The 19,656-nt window shown below is 72.5% G+C and carries 16 protein-coding genes; 5 read left to right on the plus strand and 11 right to left on the minus strand.

Annotated elements, in window-relative coordinates:
- Positions 1-25: 25 nt before the first annotated feature.
- The 5 genes from BKA18_RS08800 to BKA18_RS08820 all read right to left on the minus strand — a co-directional run bounded on the left by BKA18_RS08800 (position 26) and on the right by BKA18_RS08820 (position 6,531).
- On the minus strand, positions 26-3,115 hold the full coding sequence (locus BKA18_RS08800; RefSeq protein ID WP_366046215.1) for an endo-alpha-N-acetylgalactosaminidase family protein: 3,090 nt from the start codon (positions 3,113-3,115) through the stop codon (positions 26-28).
- Between the two features lie 239 nt (positions 3,116-3,354).
- Complete coding sequence (locus BKA18_RS08805) at positions 3,355-4,506, minus strand: sensor histidine kinase (RefSeq protein WP_366046272.1); 1,152 nt, start codon at positions 4,504-4,506, stop codon at positions 3,355-3,357.
- A 41-nt stretch (positions 4,507-4,547) separates the two neighbouring features.
- A complete protein-coding gene (locus BKA18_RS08810) occupies positions 4,548-5,228 on the minus strand; it encodes a response regulator (protein WP_366046216.1) in 681 nt (226 codons plus the stop codon).
- A 101-nt stretch (positions 5,229-5,329) separates the two neighbouring features.
- Entirely contained in the window at positions 5,330-5,509 is a 180-nt protein-coding gene (locus BKA18_RS08815) for a hypothetical protein (RefSeq protein ID WP_040899489.1), read from the minus strand.
- A 215-nt stretch (positions 5,510-5,724) separates the two neighbouring features.
- Positions 5,725-6,531 (minus strand): S1 family peptidase, encoded by an 807-nt coding sequence (locus tag BKA18_RS08820; protein ID WP_006606225.1) that lies wholly within the window; start codon positions 6,529-6,531, stop codon positions 5,725-5,727.
- A gap of 265 nt (positions 6,532-6,796) precedes the next feature.
- On the opposite strand from BKA18_RS08820, the gene BKA18_RS08825 reads away from it, so the two are divergent.
- Complete coding sequence (locus BKA18_RS08825) at positions 6,797-7,690, plus strand: hypothetical protein (RefSeq protein ID WP_366046217.1); 894 nt, start codon at positions 6,797-6,799, stop codon at positions 7,688-7,690.
- 40 nt (positions 7,691-7,730) lie between these two features.
- Here the strand turns inward: BKA18_RS08825 and BKA18_RS08830 are convergent, their stop codons facing one another.
- Both BKA18_RS08830 and BKA18_RS08835 read right to left on the minus strand, forming a co-directional pair.
- On the minus strand, positions 7,731-8,426 hold the full coding sequence (locus tag BKA18_RS08830) for an alpha/beta fold hydrolase (RefSeq protein ID WP_366046218.1): 696 nt from the start codon (positions 8,424-8,426) through the stop codon (positions 7,731-7,733).
- A 141-nt stretch (positions 8,427-8,567) separates the two neighbouring features.
- Complete coding sequence (locus BKA18_RS08835; protein WP_366046219.1) at positions 8,568-9,299, minus strand: MBL fold metallo-hydrolase; 732 nt, start codon at positions 9,297-9,299, stop codon at positions 8,568-8,570.
- Positions 9,300-9,441: 142 nt separating this feature from the next.
- Here BKA18_RS08835 and BKA18_RS08840 point away from each other — a divergent pair, with 142 nt between their 5' ends.
- Both BKA18_RS08840 and BKA18_RS08845 read left to right on the plus strand, forming a co-directional pair.
- On the plus strand, positions 9,442-9,930 hold the full coding sequence (locus tag BKA18_RS08840) for a hypothetical protein (protein ID WP_006606221.1): 489 nt from the start codon (positions 9,442-9,444) through the stop codon (positions 9,928-9,930).
- Between the two features lie 82 nt (positions 9,931-10,012).
- A complete protein-coding gene (locus tag BKA18_RS08845) occupies positions 10,013-10,489 on the plus strand; it encodes a PPOX class F420-dependent oxidoreductase (protein WP_366046220.1) in 477 nt (158 codons plus the stop codon).
- 23 nt (positions 10,490-10,512) lie between these two features.
- Here the strand turns inward: BKA18_RS08845 and BKA18_RS08850 are convergent, their stop codons facing one another.
- On the minus strand, positions 10,513-11,238 hold the full coding sequence (locus BKA18_RS08850) for an SDR family NAD(P)-dependent oxidoreductase (protein ID WP_366046221.1): 726 nt from the start codon (positions 11,236-11,238) through the stop codon (positions 10,513-10,515).
- 68 nt (positions 11,239-11,306) lie between these two features.
- Between BKA18_RS08850 and BKA18_RS08855 the strand changes: the two genes are divergently transcribed.
- Complete coding sequence (locus BKA18_RS08855; protein WP_366046222.1) at positions 11,307-11,888, plus strand: MarR family winged helix-turn-helix transcriptional regulator; 582 nt, start codon at positions 11,307-11,309, stop codon at positions 11,886-11,888.
- A gap of 21 nt (positions 11,889-11,909) precedes the next feature.
- On the opposite strand, the gene BKA18_RS08860 is transcribed toward BKA18_RS08855, so the two are convergent.
- A complete protein-coding gene (locus tag BKA18_RS08860) occupies positions 11,910-12,671 on the minus strand; it encodes a winged helix-turn-helix domain-containing protein (RefSeq protein ID WP_366046223.1) in 762 nt (253 codons plus the stop codon).
- A 67-nt stretch (positions 12,672-12,738) separates the two neighbouring features.
- Between BKA18_RS08860 and BKA18_RS08865 the strand changes: the two genes are divergently transcribed.
- Complete coding sequence (locus BKA18_RS08865) at positions 12,739-13,311, plus strand: hypothetical protein (protein WP_366046224.1); 573 nt, start codon at positions 12,739-12,741, stop codon at positions 13,309-13,311.
- A 220-nt stretch (positions 13,312-13,531) separates the two neighbouring features.
- On the opposite strand, the gene BKA18_RS08870 is transcribed toward BKA18_RS08865, so the two are convergent.
- Complete coding sequence (locus BKA18_RS08870) at positions 13,532-14,992, minus strand: glutamate synthase subunit beta (protein WP_366046226.1); 1,461 nt, start codon at positions 14,990-14,992, stop codon at positions 13,532-13,534.
- The gene (gene gltB, locus BKA18_RS08875; RefSeq protein ID WP_366046227.1) at positions 14,985-19,589 is read right to left on the minus strand and encodes a glutamate synthase large subunit; all 4,605 of its coding nucleotides are present in this window, start codon (positions 19,587-19,589) and stop codon (positions 14,985-14,987) included. Before gltB ends, BKA18_RS08870 begins: the two co-directional genes overlap by 8 nt.
- Positions 19,590-19,656 lie beyond the last annotated feature (67 nt).

Consider the following 19,656-nt stretch of genomic DNA (forward strand, 5'->3'; position numbering starts at 1 on the left):
GGGGTGCGCCGGCCCCGCCCCCGCGCTACCCCTGCACCTCGCGCACCTCGAACGTGTCGAGGACGAACTCCGCGGTTCCGTCGTCGCCCACCTTGCGCAGGCCCACCCAGGCCTCGCCGTGTGCGGGTGCGGTGAACTCGTGGGTGAAGGTGGTGGGTCGGGTCGCCACGGGGAGCGGGCTGCGGCTCAGTTCGCGGGGTGCGGGCTCGTCGGCGGCGGTGACCCAGGCGTACTGGCCGGCCTTCTCGTTCTCGTAGCGGAAGGTGACCCGGTAGCGGCGGCCGGGGGTGAAGCGGGCGGTGTGCGGGACGGTGCGGTACACCAGCCCGGTGTTCTCGCCGCGGGACTTGAGCGACTGGCCGCCGTCGAGGACGTCGTCGATCGCCTTGCCGTTCCAGCCCCGCTGGGTGAAGCGGGCGTGCCGCTGGGCGAGATGGGTGCGGGGGTCGGTGCTGCCGCCCGCGTCGCCCTTGACGAAGGGGCCCCAGCCCTGGGGGACGTGTTCGAAGTCCTCGAAGACCAGGGTGCCCTTCTTGGTGACGGCCTGGGCGGGGACGACGCGGACGTTGTCGAACCGGACCCGGGCCCGGCCCGCCGCCGCGGTCAGGGTGAGAGTGACCGGGCCGCCGCCGTCGGGGACGGTGAAGTGGGTGAACAGCCGCTGGAAGCGGGTGCCGGATTTGCGGTCGGCGGCGACGTAGTTGCCGGCGGTGGAGGTGTCCGTCCAGTTGGCGGCGGTGACGCCGTCGGCGGTGCGGATCGCAAGGCCCGCCCGGCGCCGCTCCCCCGCCGTGGCGCCGACCTCGATCTGTACGGAGGCGGCGTAGCTGCCGGGGGCGAGCCGGCGGAGGTGCTGGGCGACGGTGGCGGCGGCGCCCGCGCCGATGACCAGTTCGTAGTCGCCGAGGGTGCTGCGCCGGACGGCGGCCGGGCCGGTGGTCCGCCAGGCGTCCAGGTTTCCGGCGTGGAAGCCGGGGTCGGTGACCGGGGTGCCCTCGCCCCAGCGGGGGTCGCCCTGGGCGGGGGCCCGGTGGCGGTGGACGACGTACGCCACGCCGGGCCGGGCGGTGAGGGTGATCTTCCCGTCGCGGACCGGGACCCGGGTCTCCTCGGTGCGGCCCTGGTCGGTGAGCCGGTAGACGTGCACGGCGCCGGCCGCGGACCAGCCGCGCGGCAGCGTCCAACGGGTCGTGCCGCCGCGGGGGTTGTAGTGGTAGAGCCTGCCGGGGTCGGTGGCGGTGCGGGGCTCCCAGGGGAGCAGGTAGGTGCCGTCGTCGTAGACCAGCCGGCCGTCGGTGGTGATCGTGCGGGTGCCCTCGGCGTCGCTGACCGACGTCTTGGTGGTGCCCTCGAAGGTGATCTCGTGGGCACTCCAGGTCCGGATCGGGTACGCCTGGAGGTACTTGGCGGGCAGGGCCTGGGTCCAGAGGAGGGTGTGGAAGGCGTTCCAGTCGGTCTTGCCGACCCAGCCCTCGAAGTTGCCCATCCGGCCGCTGCCCAGCAGCGTGGGCCACTTGTCGGCGAAGACGTCCTTGTGGTGGTTGCGGACGAAGCGGATCAGCTGGGAGTTGATACCGCGGGAGGTGTCGGGGCCGTAGTCGGTCTCGTTGGCCCAGTGCGACCACAGCGAGGAGCGTTCCAGGCCGTGGCCCCATTCGGTGGTGAGCTGCCAGCCCTGGTCGCGCAGATGGCGCTGGAGGCGGTCGGAGTTCCAGCCGGACTCGCGGAAGACGTCGATGTAGAGGGTGGTCAGCGCCGGGTCGGTCTCCTTGCGCAGCTGCGCGAAGCGGGCGGCGATGTCTCCGGAGACCAGATCGCGGCGGGCGTCGATGCGGTAGGACTGGTCGAGCCAGTCCCACTGCTTGTCGTTCTTGTCGACGAGTTCCTCGGAGAAGGCGTGCGCGACGGGGTAGGACTCGGTGGCGTTGACGTGCACCGCGAAGTCGCTGTTCCACTTCTTTCCGGCGCGGACCAGCGCGTTGAGGTCGGCGAGGCCGCCGGCCCGCTGGTTGTAGTTGCCGCCGTAGTCGGGGTGCGCGGAGTCGTGTCCTTCGGACTGGTAGCCCTTGAGGAGGGTGAACTGCCCGAGCCCGTCGGTGGCCAGGGCGATCCGCTTGACGTTGTCGAGGGTGGCGAGGAACGGGTTGGTGGCCTGGCTGGCGAAGTTGAACGCGATGTGCGGGACGACCCGCAGGTGCTGTGCGTCGGCGCCCAGCGGCACGACCATGATGTCGCGCAGTGCGATGGCGGCGTCCTGCCAGTCGATGCGGCCGTCGCCGTTGCGGTCGCCGGTGACGATGACGGTCGCGTACGGCAGCGGCTCGGTGGCATCGGACGGCTGCCCGGCCGCCCGGTGTGTCCACTGGCCGGGGACCAGCTGGGCCTTGACGAAGCCGTCGCCCTGGAGGGTCTGCCGCCACAGCCGGCCGTTCTCCCAGGTGGTGGCGCCGGCCGGCTTGTCGTAGACGGTGTTGGTCTCGACGGCGGCGGCCAGTTCGTCGGTGGCGACGACGGCGTAGGCGCATCCGGTGGGCGCGGCCTCGGCCGGGGTGTCGGCGGTGACCTGCACCAGGGTGTCGCCGCTGGTGGCCTTGTCGAGCGCTATACGGGCGGCGAGCAGGGTCGCGCCGGGCTGGTCGCTGCGGACGCTGAGCAGCGCGAGGCCGGGGATCTCCAGGGTGCCGATGCGCAGCGCCGGGGTGTCGGCGATGCCGGTGACCCGCCAGGTGACCTGCCGGCCCCGGACGGCGATCTCGACGGTGATGCGGGTGCCGCCGTCGAAGCCGAGGGTGTAGGTGGCGCGGTCGGCGCGGGCGCGGTGGGTGACGTGGGGGGTGCGGGCGGTGCCGTCGATGAGGACCTCGGAGACCGGGGTGTCCTGGCCGTGCAGGACGGCGCCGGTGCCGCGGTCGGTGTAGGAGACGATGCGCGGGAAGGCGGTGTCGACGCGGACCTCCAGCGCGTCGGAGCGGAGCCGGGCCGTATCGCCGCGCCGGGGTGCGGCCGTGGCGGGGGGCGCGCCGGGCAGGAGGGCCCCGGCGACCGGCGCGAGCGCGGTGCCGGCGACGACGGTTCTGCGGCTGGGCCCGCGGGGGGCACCTGTCTGTCCGTTCACGCGCGCGCTCCTCCTTCGTGCCGGCAGTGCCTGTTGGCGGACAGCGTGCTGCGGGGGCGGGGCGTGCGCCTATGGACAAAGGAGGGGCAGGTGTTGGACAGATGTGGGGCGGGTGGGGCGGTGGTGACGGCGGGCAACCCCGGGCCGGTGACAGCGGGCACCCCCGAGCCGGTGGCGATGTCGGGCGGCAGTGTGGCCCCGGGCCGGTGGCGGCGGGCAACCCCTGTCCGGTGCCGGCGTCAGGCGGCCGCCGCCCCGCCCTCGAGGGGCAGGACGGCCGTGAGCTCCCAGCCGCCCTCGGCCGCGGGGCCCGCCGTGAGGCGGCCGCCCATCGCCTCGGCCCGTTCGGTGAGTCCGGCCAGGCCGAAGCCGCCGCCGCGGGCCTGTTCGCAGAGGCGGGCGGGGGCGCCGCCGTCGTTGGCGATGCGCAGTTCCGCCCCGAGGGGGACGGGCCGCAGACCGATCCGTACCGCCGTGGCGTCCGCGGCGTGCTTGCGGATGTTGGTCAGCGCCTCGCGCACGATGCGGTAGACCGCGGCCGCCACATCGGCCGGCAGCGCGTCGGCCACCCCGCGGTCGAGGGCGAGGACGACCGGCGGACCGGTGCGGGCGAACGCATCGGTCATCGCCCGCACCTCGGCGAGCCCGGCGACGGGATGGGTCTGCGCCCCGTTCTCCCGCAGTACCCGCACCAGCCGGCGCATCGCGCCCAGCGCCTCGCTGCCGGAGGTCTCGATCCGTTCGAAGGTGGCGCCGGCCTGCTGCCCTTCCAGGGCGGTGAAGCGGGCGGCGCGGGCCTGGACGACGATGCCGGTGACGTGGTGGGCGACCAGGTCGTGCAGCTCACGCGCCAGTTCCAGCCGCTCGGCGGCCCGGACCGCGGCGAGGTCGCGCAGCCGCTGGGCGTCCTGGCGGCGCAAGATCAGCGAATAGGCGGCGACGACCACGGTGAGCACGGCGTGCACGACGGTGAAGATGCCCAGCCGGATGTCCCGCAGCGGGGCGAGCATGCAGGCCAGACCCAGCAGCGGGCCGAGCACGGCGGCGGTGCGGGCGGGCGCGCGGTGGACGACGGCGGTGAGCAGGACGAGCAGCGCGATGCCCTCGCCCAGGCCCCATACCTGGAGCGCGTGCTGTCCGGCGATCAGCACCGCCGAGCCGGCCAGCGAGACCGCGGCCGCGGTCCAGGCCCGGACGGTCAGCGGGATCCGGGTGGCGGGCACCGCGCACAGGCAGACCACGACGGCGGTGGCCACCACGGTCGCGTACGGGCGGAGGGGCTGACCGGCCAGCTCCACCGTCTCGAAGCCGACGAGGAACAGCAGCAGTACCGCCAGCCCGGCCTTGGCGGCGACGCCGGGCCGCGGGCGGGGCAGGCGCCAGCCCGTCACCGGGCTCCTGTCCGGGACGAGCCGCTTTCCGGTGCGCTCGCTCACGTCCGGCCCGTGACCAGACCGGTCTCCCAGGCCCAGGCGGCGATCTCGACGCGGTTGCGGGCGTCCAGCTTGTTCTGCACGTTGGCCAGATGGGTCTTGACCGTGGACAGCGAAACGTACAGTTCGCCGGCGATCTCGGCGTTGGTCAGGCCGCCGGCCAGCGCCCGTACGACGTCCTGTTCGCGCTCGGTGAGCGGCTCGGAGGGGGTACGGGCCGGGCGGCCGGGGCCGGCGGCGGGCGCCATCCGGCGCAGCAGCCGGACGGTGATCGCGGGTGAGACCAGCGAGTCGCCGACGGCGGCGGCGCGGACGGCTTCCACGAGCATGGCCGGGCTGGCGTCCTTGAGGAGGAATCCACTGGCACCGTCGCGCAGCGCGGCGTGGACGTATTCGTCCAGGTCGAAGGTGGTGACGATGACGATCCGGGGGCGTTGTTCGTGCTCGGGGTGGGCGGCGGCCAGCTCGGCCAGCCGGCGGGTGACCTCCAGCCCGTCGAGGGCGGGCATCCGGATGTCGAGCAGCAGCACGTCGGGGCGCAGCCGGGCCACGGCATCGAGGGCGGCCCGGCCGTCGATGACGTCGTCGAGCACCTCGATGTCGTGCTGGCTCTCCAGAATCATCCGGAATCCCCTCCGGACCATCTCCTGGTCGTCCGCGATGACCACGCTGATCGGCATGTCGCTCCTCCTCGGCGCCGTCGGGGCCGAGGGCCCGTGTCCGTCCGGCCGGCCGGCGGGGCGCGCGGCGCCCCGGGGGCCGGGAGAACCTGCGGGCACGGTCAGTCCCGGACCGCCTGCGGGGGCGCCTCGGCCGGCTGGACGGGGTTGTCGTGGACGCCGAGCAGGACGTAGGCGACGGCTGCGGCGGAGGCGGCGAGGAGCAGGGCGGCGAGGACCGTCGTGCGGTGGTCGCGGTCACGGCGGCATGCCGGGGGGCGGGGTCGGGGCTGGGTGGTCATGGCGTTCACGCTATGGAGCCGCCGGGGGCCCGCCCATAGGCCGTACGGTCATCCGTGACGGCACAAGACCCGGCCGGAAGCACGAATTTGGTCCCGGGCCGGACGGACCAAGGTCCTTGGGGCGGCGGGACCAAGGGCCCGGGCCGAGTCGGGATCGCCCGCTGCGGCACAGGGCCCGGGGAGCGGCTCCCCGGGCCCTGCGGTGCGTGCTGCGGTCAGCCGAGTTCGCCCGCGGCCTTCTTGATGTTCGCGGCGAAGGTGCTCACCTCGCTGTAGACACCGGGCTTGCCGGGCCGTGCGCAGCCCTCGCCCCAGGAGACGATGCCGACCTGGAGCCACTGGCCGCCGTCGTCCTTGCGGAACATCGGGCCGCCGGAGTCGCCCTGGCAGGTGTCGACGCCGCCGGTGTCCAGCTTGCCGGCGCAGATCTCGTCGCCGGGCGTCAACTGGTCACCGTAGGCCTTCTTGCAGGTGGCGTCGTCGACGAACGGCACGGTCGCCTTGAGGAGGTAGCGCTGTTGGTCGCCGCCCTCCTTGTCGGCGCCCCAGCCGGCGATGGTGAAGTCGCCGTTGTTGAGCTTGTCGTTCTCGGCGATCTTCAGGGTGGGCTGGTCTATCGGCTTGGCGAGTTTGATGAGCGCCCAGTCCTTGCCCTTGCCGTTGTAGCCGGGGGCCTGCAGGACCTTGGTGGAGTTCACCTTGACGGCGTGCGAGTCCTCCAGGTCGGCCACCCCGGCGGTGGCGGTGATGGAGGTGTTGGCGCCGCTGCCGTCGACGCAGTGCGCCGCGGTGAGCACGATGTCCTTGGCGTACAGGGCGCCGCCGCAGCCCATCGACAGGCGGACCATGAAGGGGAATTCACCCTGGTCGGCCTTGGTGCCGCCGACGACCTTGGTGTGGACGGAGCCGGAGGGGTCCGGGGCGGGGGCGGCATGGGCCGCGCCCGGCTGGAGGCTGAAGGCGGCCAGGGCGACCGCGCCGACGGCGGAGGATCTCGTGAGAAGCTTCCGGTAAGTGCGCAACGGGCTTCCTTTCGTGGGGGGTTGCACGTCAATGACGAGCCCATGCCAACACCGGAGCCGGACGTGACCGCCGCACCGTGCACAGGGCGGAAGACAGCACGCCGTAAGGCGTCCGGACCCAGTGGGGGATGAGTCCGAAGAGCGCCCTGCGATTATGTGGACCGGCAGGTCAGAGTGACAAGAGTGCGCATCCGGCCAACTCCCCTGCCCCGTACGCCCCGTACGGCCCATACCGGACGTTCCCGGCGCCCCGTACAGTGGCCGGGTGACCACCGGCAGCAGTGAGATCGAGCACGGTTTCCCCCATCTCGACACGGTGCGCGCGGCCGTCCACGCGCTGTTCACCCGCCTGTCGTACGACACGGTCAGCACCTTCGCCACCAGCGTGCTGCCGGTCGATGTGGCCTTCGACGAGTCCGAGGACCTGCATCTGGGAGCACAGCGGGTCGCCCGCGCCCTGGTCCGTCAGCTGCATCTGCCGGACGCCCGGATGGTCATCACCTTCCGCGAGATGGAACATGCCGCGAACGTCGAACTCACCGCGGGGCCCGAGTACTTCATCGAGCTGAACGACCGCTTCACCAAGCACCGCAAGGACATCGGCGCCGCGCTGGCCCACGAGGTGATGCACATCTGCCTGCACCGGCTGGACCTGTCGTTCCCCGGCACTCGCGACAACGAGATCCTCACCGACACCGCCACGACCTACCTCGGCGCGGGCTGGCTGCTGCTGGACGCCTATCGCGAGCACGGCCCGTTCTCGCAGAAGCTGGGCTATCTGACGCCGGAGGAGTTCGGCTACGTCCTCGCCAAGCGGGCCCGGTTCTTCGGCGAGGACCCGGCGCCGTGGTTCACCAGCCCGCAGGCGTACGACGCGTACACGGCGGGCGCGGAGCGGGCCGGGCGGGACCTGCGCCGGCCTCCGCTGGCCGGCGCCGGCTGGGCCGCCCGGCTGCGCTACGCCAAGGACCGCCGGGCGGCGCAGGGGCGAACGGGCCGGCCGCCCGCGGCCGGTGACGGCTACGCCTTCGAGGGCCCGTCGCCCCTGCGGGTGTCGTTCCCCTGCCCCGCCTGCCACCAGCGGATCCGGGTCCCGGTCCGCGGCCGGCTGCAGGCGCGCTGCGCGCTGTGCAAGACCCTGCTGGACTGCGACACCTGACGGTGCGGCGGCCGCTGCGCCGGGCCCGCCTCGGTCCTGGTCAGACCCACCCCTCCAGGCCCGCCATGAAGGCGTCGAAGTCGTCGCGGTGGATGGTGTGTCCCACGCCGGGCACCGTACGGACCTCGAAGCCGCGCCCGGCCAGCTCGGCCGCCGCCGGCGCGGAGAAGAGGAACCCCTCCCCCGCGAACTGCACCAGCGAGGGAACGACCGGCTTCTCGGGCGTACGGTCCTCGCGGTGCACGGCGGACAGCGCGAGGGCGGTGCCGGTGTCCCAGTCCGCGACCGTGGCCAGCTCGATGTCGATGTCGGCCTCGCTCCAGCGCGGGTTGAACATCCGCACCTTCGCCCGGTCGGCCCGCTTGAACGTGACGAACAGGGCCGGGTCGACGGACTGTCCGAGCCCGGCGAGCGACCACGCCGGATCGCTGTACACCGCCCGTCGCGGCTGCAGCCGCTCCACCGCCAGGGACAGCGCCAGGCCGCCCAGAGAGTGCCCGATGACGACCTCGGGGGCGGCGGGCAGGGTCTCCACGAGGTCGTCGGCGAACAGTTCGGCACCGTAGTCGCCGCGCGGGCTGCGGCCGTGGCCGCGCAGATCGACGGCGAGGACGCGATAGCCCCGTTCGGCGAGCGCCGGGCCGACCCGGTGCCAGGTGCGGTGATCGGACATCATTCCGTGGACCAGCACCGCGATCCGTTCACCGGCGCCCCACTCATGGGTGTACAACTGCATGCCCGTGCCTCTCCTCGCATCCCGCGTTCGCCGGCTCCCGCCGTTCCCGGACGGGCCCGGCCCGCCCGAGGGTAGCCGCGCGGCGCCGCGCGGACCGGGCGCTGCCCCCCGACCCGCTACGGCGCACCCGCCCGGCCCCGGCTACCGCCAGTCCGTCTCGGGCGTGGCCGCGGCCAGGATCTCCCGCGCGTCACCGCGCAGTGGCGCACCGTGCGGGACGCACACCGTGTCGGCACCGAGCGCGGCGAGCCGCCGGAAGGACGCGACGGCCGCCGCGCGGTCGACATTGAGCGGGCCGAGGACGGCACGCCGGCCCTCGGGGTCGGCGCCGATGAGGTCGCCGGGGAAGAGCAGCCGGCTCGCGGGGAGGTGCAGGGCGATCCCGCCGGGGGTGTGGCCGGGGACGTGCAGCACCTGGACCGGTTCGGGCCAGCCGTCGAGGGCGTCCCCGTCGTGGAGTGCGACATCGACCTCGACGGGGCGCAGCGGCGGGATGCCGGCGGCCGTGAGGTCGGCCATGATCCCTTCGTGCAGCGGCCGTTCGGCCGGGGTGAGCTCCGGCTCGGGGGCGGGGGCGGTGCCGCGGATGTAGGGGGCCTCCAGGGCGCCGGCCAGGACGCGGGCGCCGGTGGCGGCGACCAGGTCGGCGGCGGCGCCCATGTGGTCGAGGTGGTAGTGGGTGAGCACGATCTGCCGCAGCTGGTCGGGGCGTCCGCCGAGACGCGCGAGGGCGTCGAGGACGGCGGGGGCGGAGCCGGGGACGCCGGTGTCGACCACGGCGTACCCCGCGTCGGGGAGGGCGACGAAATACACGTGCCCGACGGGGAAGGGAAGGTGCCAGACGGTGCGGGTGATCCGGGTGAGGGTGTCCATGGCCCGGACGCTAACGGCCGGCGGGCCGCAGTCCCGGCGGTTGCGCCAGGGGCGGATTGTGCGCAGGGCGAACCGCCCCCGGATTGGGCCGGAACCTGTCTTGCCTCCGCCACGTCTCACCGCTGACCAAGGAGGCAATGTCATGCGAGGATCCCACCTCTCCCGCACCCGTACCCTCACCGCTGTGCTCGCGCTGGCCACGGCCGGCACCGTCGCGCTGTCCGGCTGCGGCCAGCAGAAGCAGACCGTGGGCACCGCGCCGGCCCCGAAGAAGCAGGACGCTTTCGAGCGGCGCGCGGATCAGCTCGTGCGGGACTGGCCGAAGGTGTCCCCGGTCACCGGGCGGCAGCAGGCGCTGCTGCCGCTGGTCGGCGCGGACCGCCCCAAGGACAAGGGCGTACGGGAGATCACGGTGACGGTCGGGCACAGTGCCTGCGATGTCCACTTCGGTGCGCGCAGCCACGAGTCGAAGGACCTGGTGGTGATCACCGGCTGGGGCAAGCGGAAGAGCAACAAGGGGATGTGCACCGAGCAGCTGGCGACGGACAAGGTGACGGTGCGGCTCAAGACCGCCCTGGACGGCCGCAAGGTCGTGGACGCGGCCACCGGCAAGCAGCTGCTCAAGGGCTGACCGGCGGGCGCCCCGAGGGGACTTCCCGGCCATGATCCGCCGGTCCGGCGGATCATGGCCGGACCGCCCTAAGCTCGCCCGTATGAGCCCTTCCCGCGCCACCACCACCCGCGTCGAACTGCCGGGACTGCTGGAGTTCGTCCGCCCCCGGCACCGTGCGATCCTGCTCACCCGCCGCAGCGACGGCACCCCGCAGGGCTCGCCGCTGACCTGCGGGGTGGACGACTCCGGCCGGCTGGTCATGTCGACGTATCCGGAGCGCGCCAAGGCCCGCAACGCCCGCCGGGTCTCGTCGGTCAGCGTCCTCGTGCTGTCCGACGAGTGGAACGGCCCATGGGTGCAGATCGACGGCGAGGCCGAGGTCCTCGACGTCCCGGATGCGATCGAGCCGCTCGTCGAGTACTACCGGAGCATCGCCGGGGAGCACCCGGACTGGGCCGAGTACCGGGAGGCGATGCGCACGCAGGGCAAGTCACTGATCCGGGTGACACCGCTGCGCTGGGGCCCGATCGCCACCGGCGGTTTCCCGGCCCGGCTCGCGGAGGACGACGACGCGTAGCCCTCCCCTGCCGCGGGCGGACGTCAACGGGTGGTACGGGTCCCGCCGTTGACGTTCAGCACCTGGCCGGTGATGTGCCGGGCCGCCGGTGACGCCAGGAAGGCCACCGCCTCCGCGATGTCCGCCACGGACCCCGGGCGGCCCACGGCCGAGGCGGTCACCAGCTGGTCGCGGCGCTCGTCGGTGAGCTGGTCGCGGAAGAAGTCGGTGCCGGCGATATAGCCGGGCGAGACGACGTTGGCCGTGATGCCGCGGGGGCCGAGGTCCCGGGACAGGCCGGCGTTCCAGGAGGCGAGGCCCGCCTTGGCCGCCCCGTAGGCGCCGCCGGATCCCTGGTCGGCGGCGATCGACCCGATGTGGACGACCGCGCCGCCGGCCGCCAGCCGGTCCTCCAGCGCCCTGGTGGTCAGCGCGGCGCTGAGCAGGTTCGCGTCGAGGTTGGCGCGGAATTCCCGGGCGTAGGACGCCAGATCGCCGGCGCCGTCGGAGTCGAGGTCGGTGTTGCCGCCGGCGTTGTTGACCAGGACGTCGACCCGCGCGGGGAGTTCGGCGAGCAGCGCGGTGAGCGCCTGTGGGTCGGTGTGGTCGCACACCAGCGGGCGGACGGCGGGATGGTGGGCGGCGGTCTCCTTGAGGGGGCCGGGGCGCCGGCCGGTGACGACGACCTCGTCACCGCGGTCCGCGAAATGGTGGGCGACGGCCCGTCCGATGCCCGATCCGCCGCCGGTCACCAGGATGGTGCGTGACATATGCTGAGCTCCGTCCATGACGTTCAGGTCTAAATTTAGAGCTAAACCTAACATCGCCAGGAGGGCTCGTGGCAAGGGAATTCGAGGCGCCGGGGGGCCATGGCCCCCCGGCGGCCGGCACCTCCCCGTACCCCGTCGAGGAGATCGCCGCGGCCTGGGAGCGCGAACGCCCGGGCATCCCGGTCTCCTCGATCGGGATCGTGACGCCGATCTGGCAGCTGGCGAAGCTGCTGGGGGACGACCGGCGCCGGGTGCTGGCCGGCGCCGGGGTCGACCCGGCCACCCTCGATCTGCTGAGCGTGCTGCGCCGCAGCGGCGAGCCCTACATCCTCACGACCCGTGAGCTCAGCCGGCGCTCGCTGGTCACCGCGGGGGCGATCTCCCAGCGGGTGGCCCGCGCCGAGCGCGAGGGGCTGGTCACCCGGCGGCCCGGCGAGGGCCGCCCGCGTACGGTCCTGGTCGCACTGACCCCGGCCGGCCACGAGCTGATCGAGGCCACCGTCGACCAAGTGCTCGGGCGCGAGGCCGAGTTGGTCGGCGGCCTGACCCCCGAGCAGCAGGAGCAGCTCGCCGGACTGCTGCGCCTCCTGCTCCAGGACACCCAGCGCCGGCTCGGGGACGACCGGATCAGCCAGGTCGGCGACGACTGACCGCGGCCCGCCCTTGCCGGGTCATGCGCGGGGCGGGGCGAGCGCCAGGGAGGGATACAGCGCCTCGTCGGGCAGTCCGAGCTGGGCGCGGAAGGCTCTGCGGCCCGCCGCGGTGACGGTGAGGATGCGGGTGGTGACGGCCTTGACGATCCAGTCGTGCTCCAGGGCGTGCCGATAGAGGGCGGCACCGACCGCACCGGAGAGATGCTGGCGGCGCACCGTCCAGTCGAGGCAGGTACGGACATGGGCCCGGCCGCCGGCCGACGGACCGGCGTCGCAAATGCCCAGCGAGGCCAGCCAGTTGGCACCGGCGCCGGTCAGCACCAGGCCGTAGTCCCGTGCCAGCAGGCCGCGTTCGGTCATGGCGGCGGCGATGGCGACGCCGAGCGCACCGGCGATGTGGTCGTAGCAGGTACGGGCGTGGTGCAGCGCCCGGCGGTGGTTGGCCTCGGCCAGCGAGCGGACCGGGACCTGACGGTAGGGAGCCAGACCGGCGAGGTTCTCCAGGGTTTCCGCGGTCTCCGGGCCGGCCAGCCGCACATAGCGCCGCCGGCCCCGGCGCTCCTCGGCGAGCAGGCCGCCGGAGACCAGGAGGTTGAGGTGTTCGGTGGTGGTGGACGGGGCCACCGCGGCGTATTCGGCGAGTTCACCGGCGGTCCAGGCGCCGCCGTCGAGCAGGGCCATACAGATGGCGGCACGGGTGCGGTCCGCGAGCAGTGCCGCCAGGGCGGCCAGATCGGGGGTTTCCGCGACGCTTTCCTGATCGGCGTCCCATCGGTTCATCTACACAGAGTAACCTCTCATAACATTTCGGTGAGCACCGAATCGTCCGGCTTCTATCCTCAACGCCATGAACGTCGCGCTGGAGAAGAGCAGTTCGGTCACGCCGGCGCTGCTGTCCACGGAGAACGACGACGGGACCTTTGTGCTGGTCGAGCTGCGGATCCGGTGGGAGCTCGGGCCGGTCGTCAGCGTCTGGCTGCCGTCCCGCGGCCGCACCGCGCAGAACCTCGCGGTTCGCCCGGACGTGGTCTTCAATCTGCCGCCGGACGGGACGGGGGCCGAGGAGGGGACGAGCAGCATGCCGTGCGCCACGGATACGCCGTGGACGGAACGGTCCGAGCTGGTACGGCCGCCCCGACTCACGCACTGCCCGGTGCAGTTGGAGGCCCGCCGGGTCGGCGAGTGGACGGTGACCGACGGGGCATGGGCCCAGATCGAGGCCCAGGTGCTGCGGGTGCATGTCGATCCGCGGGCCGTGCTGCCGCTCGGCGAGGGGCGGGGCGACGCGGTGGTCTGGCAGCCGCCGGTGCATGACTTCCGGCCGTCGGCCACTCCCCCGCCGCCGCCCGTACCGGCGCCCGCGCGGGAGCTGGCACGGCAGTTGGGGCGGCGCTTCCCCGCCGGGCACAGCGACTCGTAGGGGGCGGGCGAACAGATCCCGTAGGGGAAGCGAGCGCCCCCTGCGGGGCCACAACGGGGCAGGGGGCGGGGTGTATTCCCGTGGGTCGCCGACGGGAAAAATCCGCGGCGCCTGCCCTCCGGTCGGGGGGAGGGGACAGGCGCCGCGGTATGGGAGCCGGGGGGATTCCCGGGCCCCATGCCGCCGTACGACGTTGTACGGGACAGCAGGGGACGGTCCGTCACACAGCGAGTGCGCGGTCCGTCGGCTTGATGGGAGCGGGCAGGGCGCTGACGCCGGTCAGGAAGCGGTCCACCCCGCGGGCGGCGGAGCGGCCCTCGGCGATGGCCCACACGATCAGCGACTGGCCGCGGCCGGCGTCACCGGCGACGTACACGCCGGGGACGTTGGTGGCGAAGTCCGCGTCGCGGGCGACGTTGCCGCGCTCGTCGAGCTCCAGGCCGAACTGCTCGACCAGGCCGTTCTCCCGGTCGGTGCCGGTGAAGCCCATCGCGAGGGTGACCAGCTGGGCCGGGATCTTCCGCTCGGTGCCGGGCTTCGGCTCCGGGCGGCCGTCCTTGAACTCCACCTCGGTGAGGTGCAGGTACTGGACGTTGCCGTCCTCGTCGCCCTCGAAGTGGGTGGTGGAGACGGAGTAGACCCGCTCGCCGCCCTCCTCGTGCGCGGAGGTGACCTTGTAGAGCATGGGGAAGGTCGGCCAGGGCTGGCCCGCGTGCCGCTCCTCGCCCGGCTTGGGCATGATCTCCAACTGGGTGACGGAGGCCGCGCCCTGGCGGTGGGCGGTGCCGACGCAGTCCGCGCCGGTGTCGCCGCCGCCGATGACGACGACGTGCTTGCCCTCGGCGCTGATCGGGGCGACGGTCAGATCGCCCTCCTGCACCTTGTTGGCCAGCGGCAGGTACTCCATCGCGAAGTGGATGCCGTTCAGCTCGCGGCCGGGCACCGGCAGGTCGCGGGAGGTGGTGGAACCGGCGGCGATGACGACGGCGTCGTAGCGCTTGCGCAGCTTCTTGGCGTCGAGGTCGCGGCCGATCTCCACCTCCGTACGGAACTTGGTGCCCTCCGCGCGCATCTGCTCGATGCGGCGGTTGATGTGGCGCTTCTCCATCTTGAACTCGGGGATGCCGTAGCGGAGAAGACCGCCGATACGGTCCGCGCGCTCGTAGACGGCGACGGTGTGGCCGGCCCGGGTCAGCTGCTGGGCGGCGGCCAGGCCGGCCGGACCGGAGCCGATGACGGCGACGGTCTTGCCGGAGAGGCGCTCGGGCGGCTGCGGGGTGACGTCGCCGTTGTCCCACGCCTTGTCGATGATGGAGACCTCGACGTTCTTGATGGTCACCGGCGGCTGGTTGATGCCCAGCACACAGGCGGACTCACAGGGCGCGGGGCACAGGCGGCCGGTGAACTCCGGGAAGTTGTTGGTCGCGTGCAGCCGCTCGCTGGCCTCGGTCCAGTCCTCGCGGTAGGCGTAGTCGTTCCACTCGGGGATGAGGTTTCCGAGCGGGCAGCCGTTGTGGCAGAACGGGATGCCGCAGTCCATGCAGCGCGACGCCTGCTTGCTGATGATCGGCAGCAGGGAGCCGGGCTGGTAGACCTCGTTCCAGTCCTTGACGCGCTCGCCGACGGGGCGGGTCTTGGCGACCTCGCGCTCGTGGTTCAGGAAGCCCTTGGGGTCAGCCATTGGTCGCCGCCTCCATCATCTTCTCGTGGGTCTCGGACTCGGAGAGCCCGGCCTGCTCGGCGGCGTCCTTGGCGGCGAGCACTGCCTTGTAAATGGGCGGGATGACCTTGCTGAAGCGCGCGGCCGCGGCATCCCAGTCGGCGAGGAGCTTGGCGGCGACGGTGGAGCCGGTCTCCTCCTGGTGGCGGCGCACCACGTCGTGCAGCCACTGCTTGTCGGCGTCGTCGAGCGCGTGCACCGCGTCGACGAGCTCCTTGTTGACGTTGGCCTTGTCCAGGTCGATGACGTAGGCGAAGCCGCCGGACATACCGGCCGCGAAGTTGCGGCCCGTCTCGCCCAGCACGACCGCGTTGCCGCCGGTCATGTACTCACAGCCGTGGTCACCGACGCCCTCGGAGACCACCGTGGCACCGGAGTTGCGGACGCAGAAGCGCTCGCCGACCCGGCCGCGCAGGAACAGCTCGCCGCCGGTGGCGCCGTAGGCGAGGGTGTTGCCGGCGATGGTGGAGAACTCGGCGAGGTGGTCGGCGCCGCGGTCCGGGCGGACCACGACCCGGCCGCCGGAGAGGCCCTTGCCGACGTAGTCGTTGGCGTCGCCCTCCAGGCGCAGCGTGACGCCGCGCGGCAGGAACGCGCCGAAGGACTGGCCGGCCGAGCCGGTGAAGGTGATGTCGATGGTGTCGTCGGGCAGGCCCGCGCCACCGAACTTCTTGGTGACCTCGTGGCCGAGCATGGTGCCGACGGTCCGGTTGATGTTGCGGATCGCGATCTGCGCCCGGACCGGCTGGGCGTCCTCGGCGGTGTCCGCGGACAGCGCGTCGGCGGCGAGCTTGATCAGCTCGTTGTCGAGCGCCTTCTCCAGGCCGTGGTCCTGCTCGATGACCTGGTGGCGCACGGCGCCCTCGGCCAGCTCGGGGACGTGCAGCAGCGGGGCCAGGTCCAGGCCCTGCGCCTTCCAGTGGTTCACCGCGCGGGCGGTGTTCAGCAGCTCGGCGTGGCCGATGGCCTCGTCCAGGCTGCGGAAGCCCAGCTCGGCGAGGATCTCCCGGACCTCCTCGGCGATGAACTGGAAGAAGTTGACGACGTACTCGGCCTTCCCGTTGAACCGCTCGCGCAGCGTCGGGTTCTGGGTGGCGATGCCGACCGGGCAGGTGTCGAGGTGGCACACGCGCATCATGACGCAGCCGGAGACGACCAGCGGTGCGGTGGCGAAGCCGTACTCCTCGGCGCCCAGCAGGGCGGCGATGACGACATCGCGGCCGGTCTTGAGCTGGCCGTCGGTCTGCACGACGATGCGGTCGCGCAGGCCGTTGAGCAGCAGCGTCTGCTGGGTCTCGGCCAGGCCCAGCTCCCAGGGACCGCCCGCGTGCTTGAGGGAGGTCAGCGGGGAGGCACCCGTACCGCCGTCGTGGCCGGAGATCAGGACCACGTCCGCGTGCGCCTTGGAGACACCCGCGGCGACCGTGCCGACGCCGACCTCGGAGACCAGCTTCACGTGGATGCGGGCCGCCGGGTTGGCGTTCTTGAGGTCGTGGATCAGCTGAGCCAGGTCCTCGATGGAGTAGATGTCGTGGTGCGGCGGCGGGGAGATCAGGCCGACGCCCGGGGTGGAGTGCCGGGTCTTGGCGACCCAGGGGTAGACCTTGTGGCCGGGCAGCTGGCCGCCCTCGCCGGGCTTGGCGCCCTGGGCCATCTTGATCTGGATGTCGTCGGAGTTGACCAGGTACTCCGACGTCACACCGAAGCGGCCGGAGGCGACCTGCTTGATGGACGAGCGGCGCGCCGGGTCGTAGAGGCGCTCGGGGTCCTCGCCGCCCTCACCGGTGTTGGACTTGCCGCCCAGCTGGTTCATGGCGATGGCGAGGGTTTCGTGCGCCTCCTGGGAGATGGAGCCGTACGACATGGCGCCGGTGGAGAAGCGCTTGACGATCTCCGACGCCGGCTCGACCTCCTCGATCGGGATCGAGGGGCGGTCGGAGGCGAAGGAGAACAGGCCGCGCAGCGTCATCAGCCGCTCGGACTGCTCGTTGACCCGCTCGGTGTACTTCTTGAAGATGTCGTAGCGGCGGGTACGGGTGGAGTGCTGGAGCCGGAAGACGGTGTCCGGGTCGAAGAGGTGCGGCTCGCCCTCGCGGCGCCACTGGTACTCGCCGCCGATCTCCAGCGCACGGTGCGTGGCGGCGATGCCGGAGGCCGGGTAGGCCTTGGCGTGCCGCGCCGCGACCTCCTTGGCGATGACGTCCAGGCCGGCGCCGCCGATCTTGGTCGCGGTGCCGTGGAAGTACTTGGCGACGAACTCCTCGTCCAGGCCGACGGCCTCGAAGACCTGCGCGCCCCGGTAGGAGGCGACGGTGGAGATGCCCATCTTGGACATGACCTTCAGGACGCCCTTGCCGAGCGCCTTGATCAGGTTCTTGATCGCGGTCTCCGGCTCGACGCCGGGCAGGAAGGTGCCGGCCCGGACCAGGTCCTCGACGGACTCCATGGCCAGGTACGGGTTGACCGCGGCCGCGCCGAAGCCGATCAGCAGCGCGACGTGGTGCACCTCGCGCACATCGCCGGCCTCGACGAGCAGACCGACCTGGGTGCGCTCCTTGGTGCCGATGAGGTGGTGGTGGACCGCGGCGGTCAGCAGCAGCGACGGGATCGGCGCGTGCTCGGCGTCCGAGTGGCGGTCGGAGAGCACGATCAGCCGGGCGCCGTCGTCGATGGCGGCGTCCGCCTCGGCGCAGATCTGCTCGATCCGGGCGGCCAGCGACTCGCCGCCGCCGGAGACCCGGTAGAGGCCGGAGAGGGTCACGGCCTTCATGCCGGGCATGTCGCCGTCGGCGTTGATGTGGACGAGCTTGGCCAGCTCGTCGTTGTCGATGACCGGGAAGGGCAGGGTCACGCTGCGACAGGAGGCCGAGTTCGGCTCCAGGAGGTTGCCCTGGGGGCCGAGCGAGGAGATCAGCGAGGTGACCAGTTCCTCGCGGATGGCGTCCAACGGCGGGTTGGTGACCTGCGCGAAGAGCTGGGTGAAGTAGTCGAAGAGCAGCCGGGGGCGCTCGGAGAGCGCGGCGATCGGCGAGTCGGTGCCCATCGAGCCGATGGGCTCGGCGCCGGCCTTGGCCATCGGGGCGAGGATGACGCGCAGCTCTTCCTCGGTGTAGCCGAAGGTCTGCTGGCGGCGGGTGACCGAGGCGTGGGTGTGCACGATGTGCTCGCGCTCGGGCAGGTCCGCGAGCTCGATCAGCCCGGATTCCAGCCACTCCTGGTAGGGCTGCTCGGCGGCGAGCTGCGCCTTGATCTCGTCGTCCTCGATGATGCGGTGCTCGGCGGTGTCCACGAGGAACATCCGGCCGGGCTGCAGTCGGCCCTTGCGGACGACCTTGGCGGGGTCGATGTCCAGGACGCCGACCTCGGAGGAGAGCACGACCAGGCCGTCGTCGGTGACCCAGTAGCGGCCGGGGCGCAGACCGTTGCGGTCGAGGACCGCGCCGACCTGGGTGCCGTCGGTGAAGGTGACGCAGGCCGGGCCGTCCCAGGGCTCCATCATCGTGGAGTGGTACTGGTAGAAAGCGCGCCGGGCCGGGTCCATGGAGGTGGAGTTCTCCCAGGCCTCCGGGACCATCATCAGCACCGAGTGCGGCAGCGAGCGGCCGCCGAGGTGCAGCAGCTCCAGGACCTCGTCGAAGGACGCGGAGTCGGAGGCGTCCGGGGTGCAGACCGGGAAGATCCGCTCCAGGTCCTCGTTCCCGAAGAGCTTCGAGGCCAGCTGGGACTCGCGGGCACGCATCCAGTTGCGGTTGCCCTTGACCGTGTTGATCTCGCCGTTGTGCGCGACGAAGCGGTACGGGTGGGCCAGCGGCCAGCTCGGGAAGGTGTTGGTGGAGAACCGCGAGTGGACCAGCGCGATCGCGGTGGCGAAGCGGCGGTCGGACAGGTCCGGGAAGAAGGGCTCCAGCTGGCCGGTGGTCAGCATGCCCTTGTAGACGATCGTCCGGGCGGACAGCGAGGGGAAGTAGACCCCGGCCTCCCGCTCGGCGCGCTTGCGCAGCGCGAAGGCCTTGCGGTCCAGCGCCAGCCCGGTGCTCTTGCCATCGCCGACGAACAGCTGGGAGAAGGCCGGCATGGTGGCGCGGGCGCCGTTGCCCAGCAGCTGCGGGGCGACCGGGACCACCCGCCAGCCGAGGACGTCCAGGCCCTCCTCGCCGGCCATCGTCTCGATGCGCGCGACGGCCTTGGCCGCTTCCTGGGCATCGGACGGCAGGAAGGCGATGCCGACGGCGTAGGCGCCGGCCTCGGGAAGCTCGAAGGTGACCTCGTCACGGAGGAACGCGTCCGGCACCTGGAGCAGGATGCCCGCGCCGTCGCCCGAGTCGGGCTCCGAGCCGGTGGCACCGCGGTGCTCCAGATTCGTCAGGACGGTGAGCGCCTGCTCGACCAGTGCGTGGCTGGCCTCTCCGGTGAGGGTGGCCACAAAGCCGACGCCGCAGGCGTCGTGCTCGTTGCGCGGGTCGTACATGCCCTGCTGGGCGGGGCGGCCGTCCATGGGCGACCAGGCGGCGTCGCCGGCGCTGCTGGTGGTCGCGGAGTGCGTGGACGCGAAGCGCATCAAGCTCTCCCAACGTCGTCGTGGCATAGGAATTGCCGAGGGACGACGTTGGCCCTCCGCGAAATTT

It is taken from the genome of Streptomyces auratus (assembly GCF_050433025.1).
Classification (GTDB): Bacteria; Actinomycetota; Actinomycetes; order Streptomycetales; family Streptomycetaceae; genus Streptomyces; species Streptomyces sioyaensis.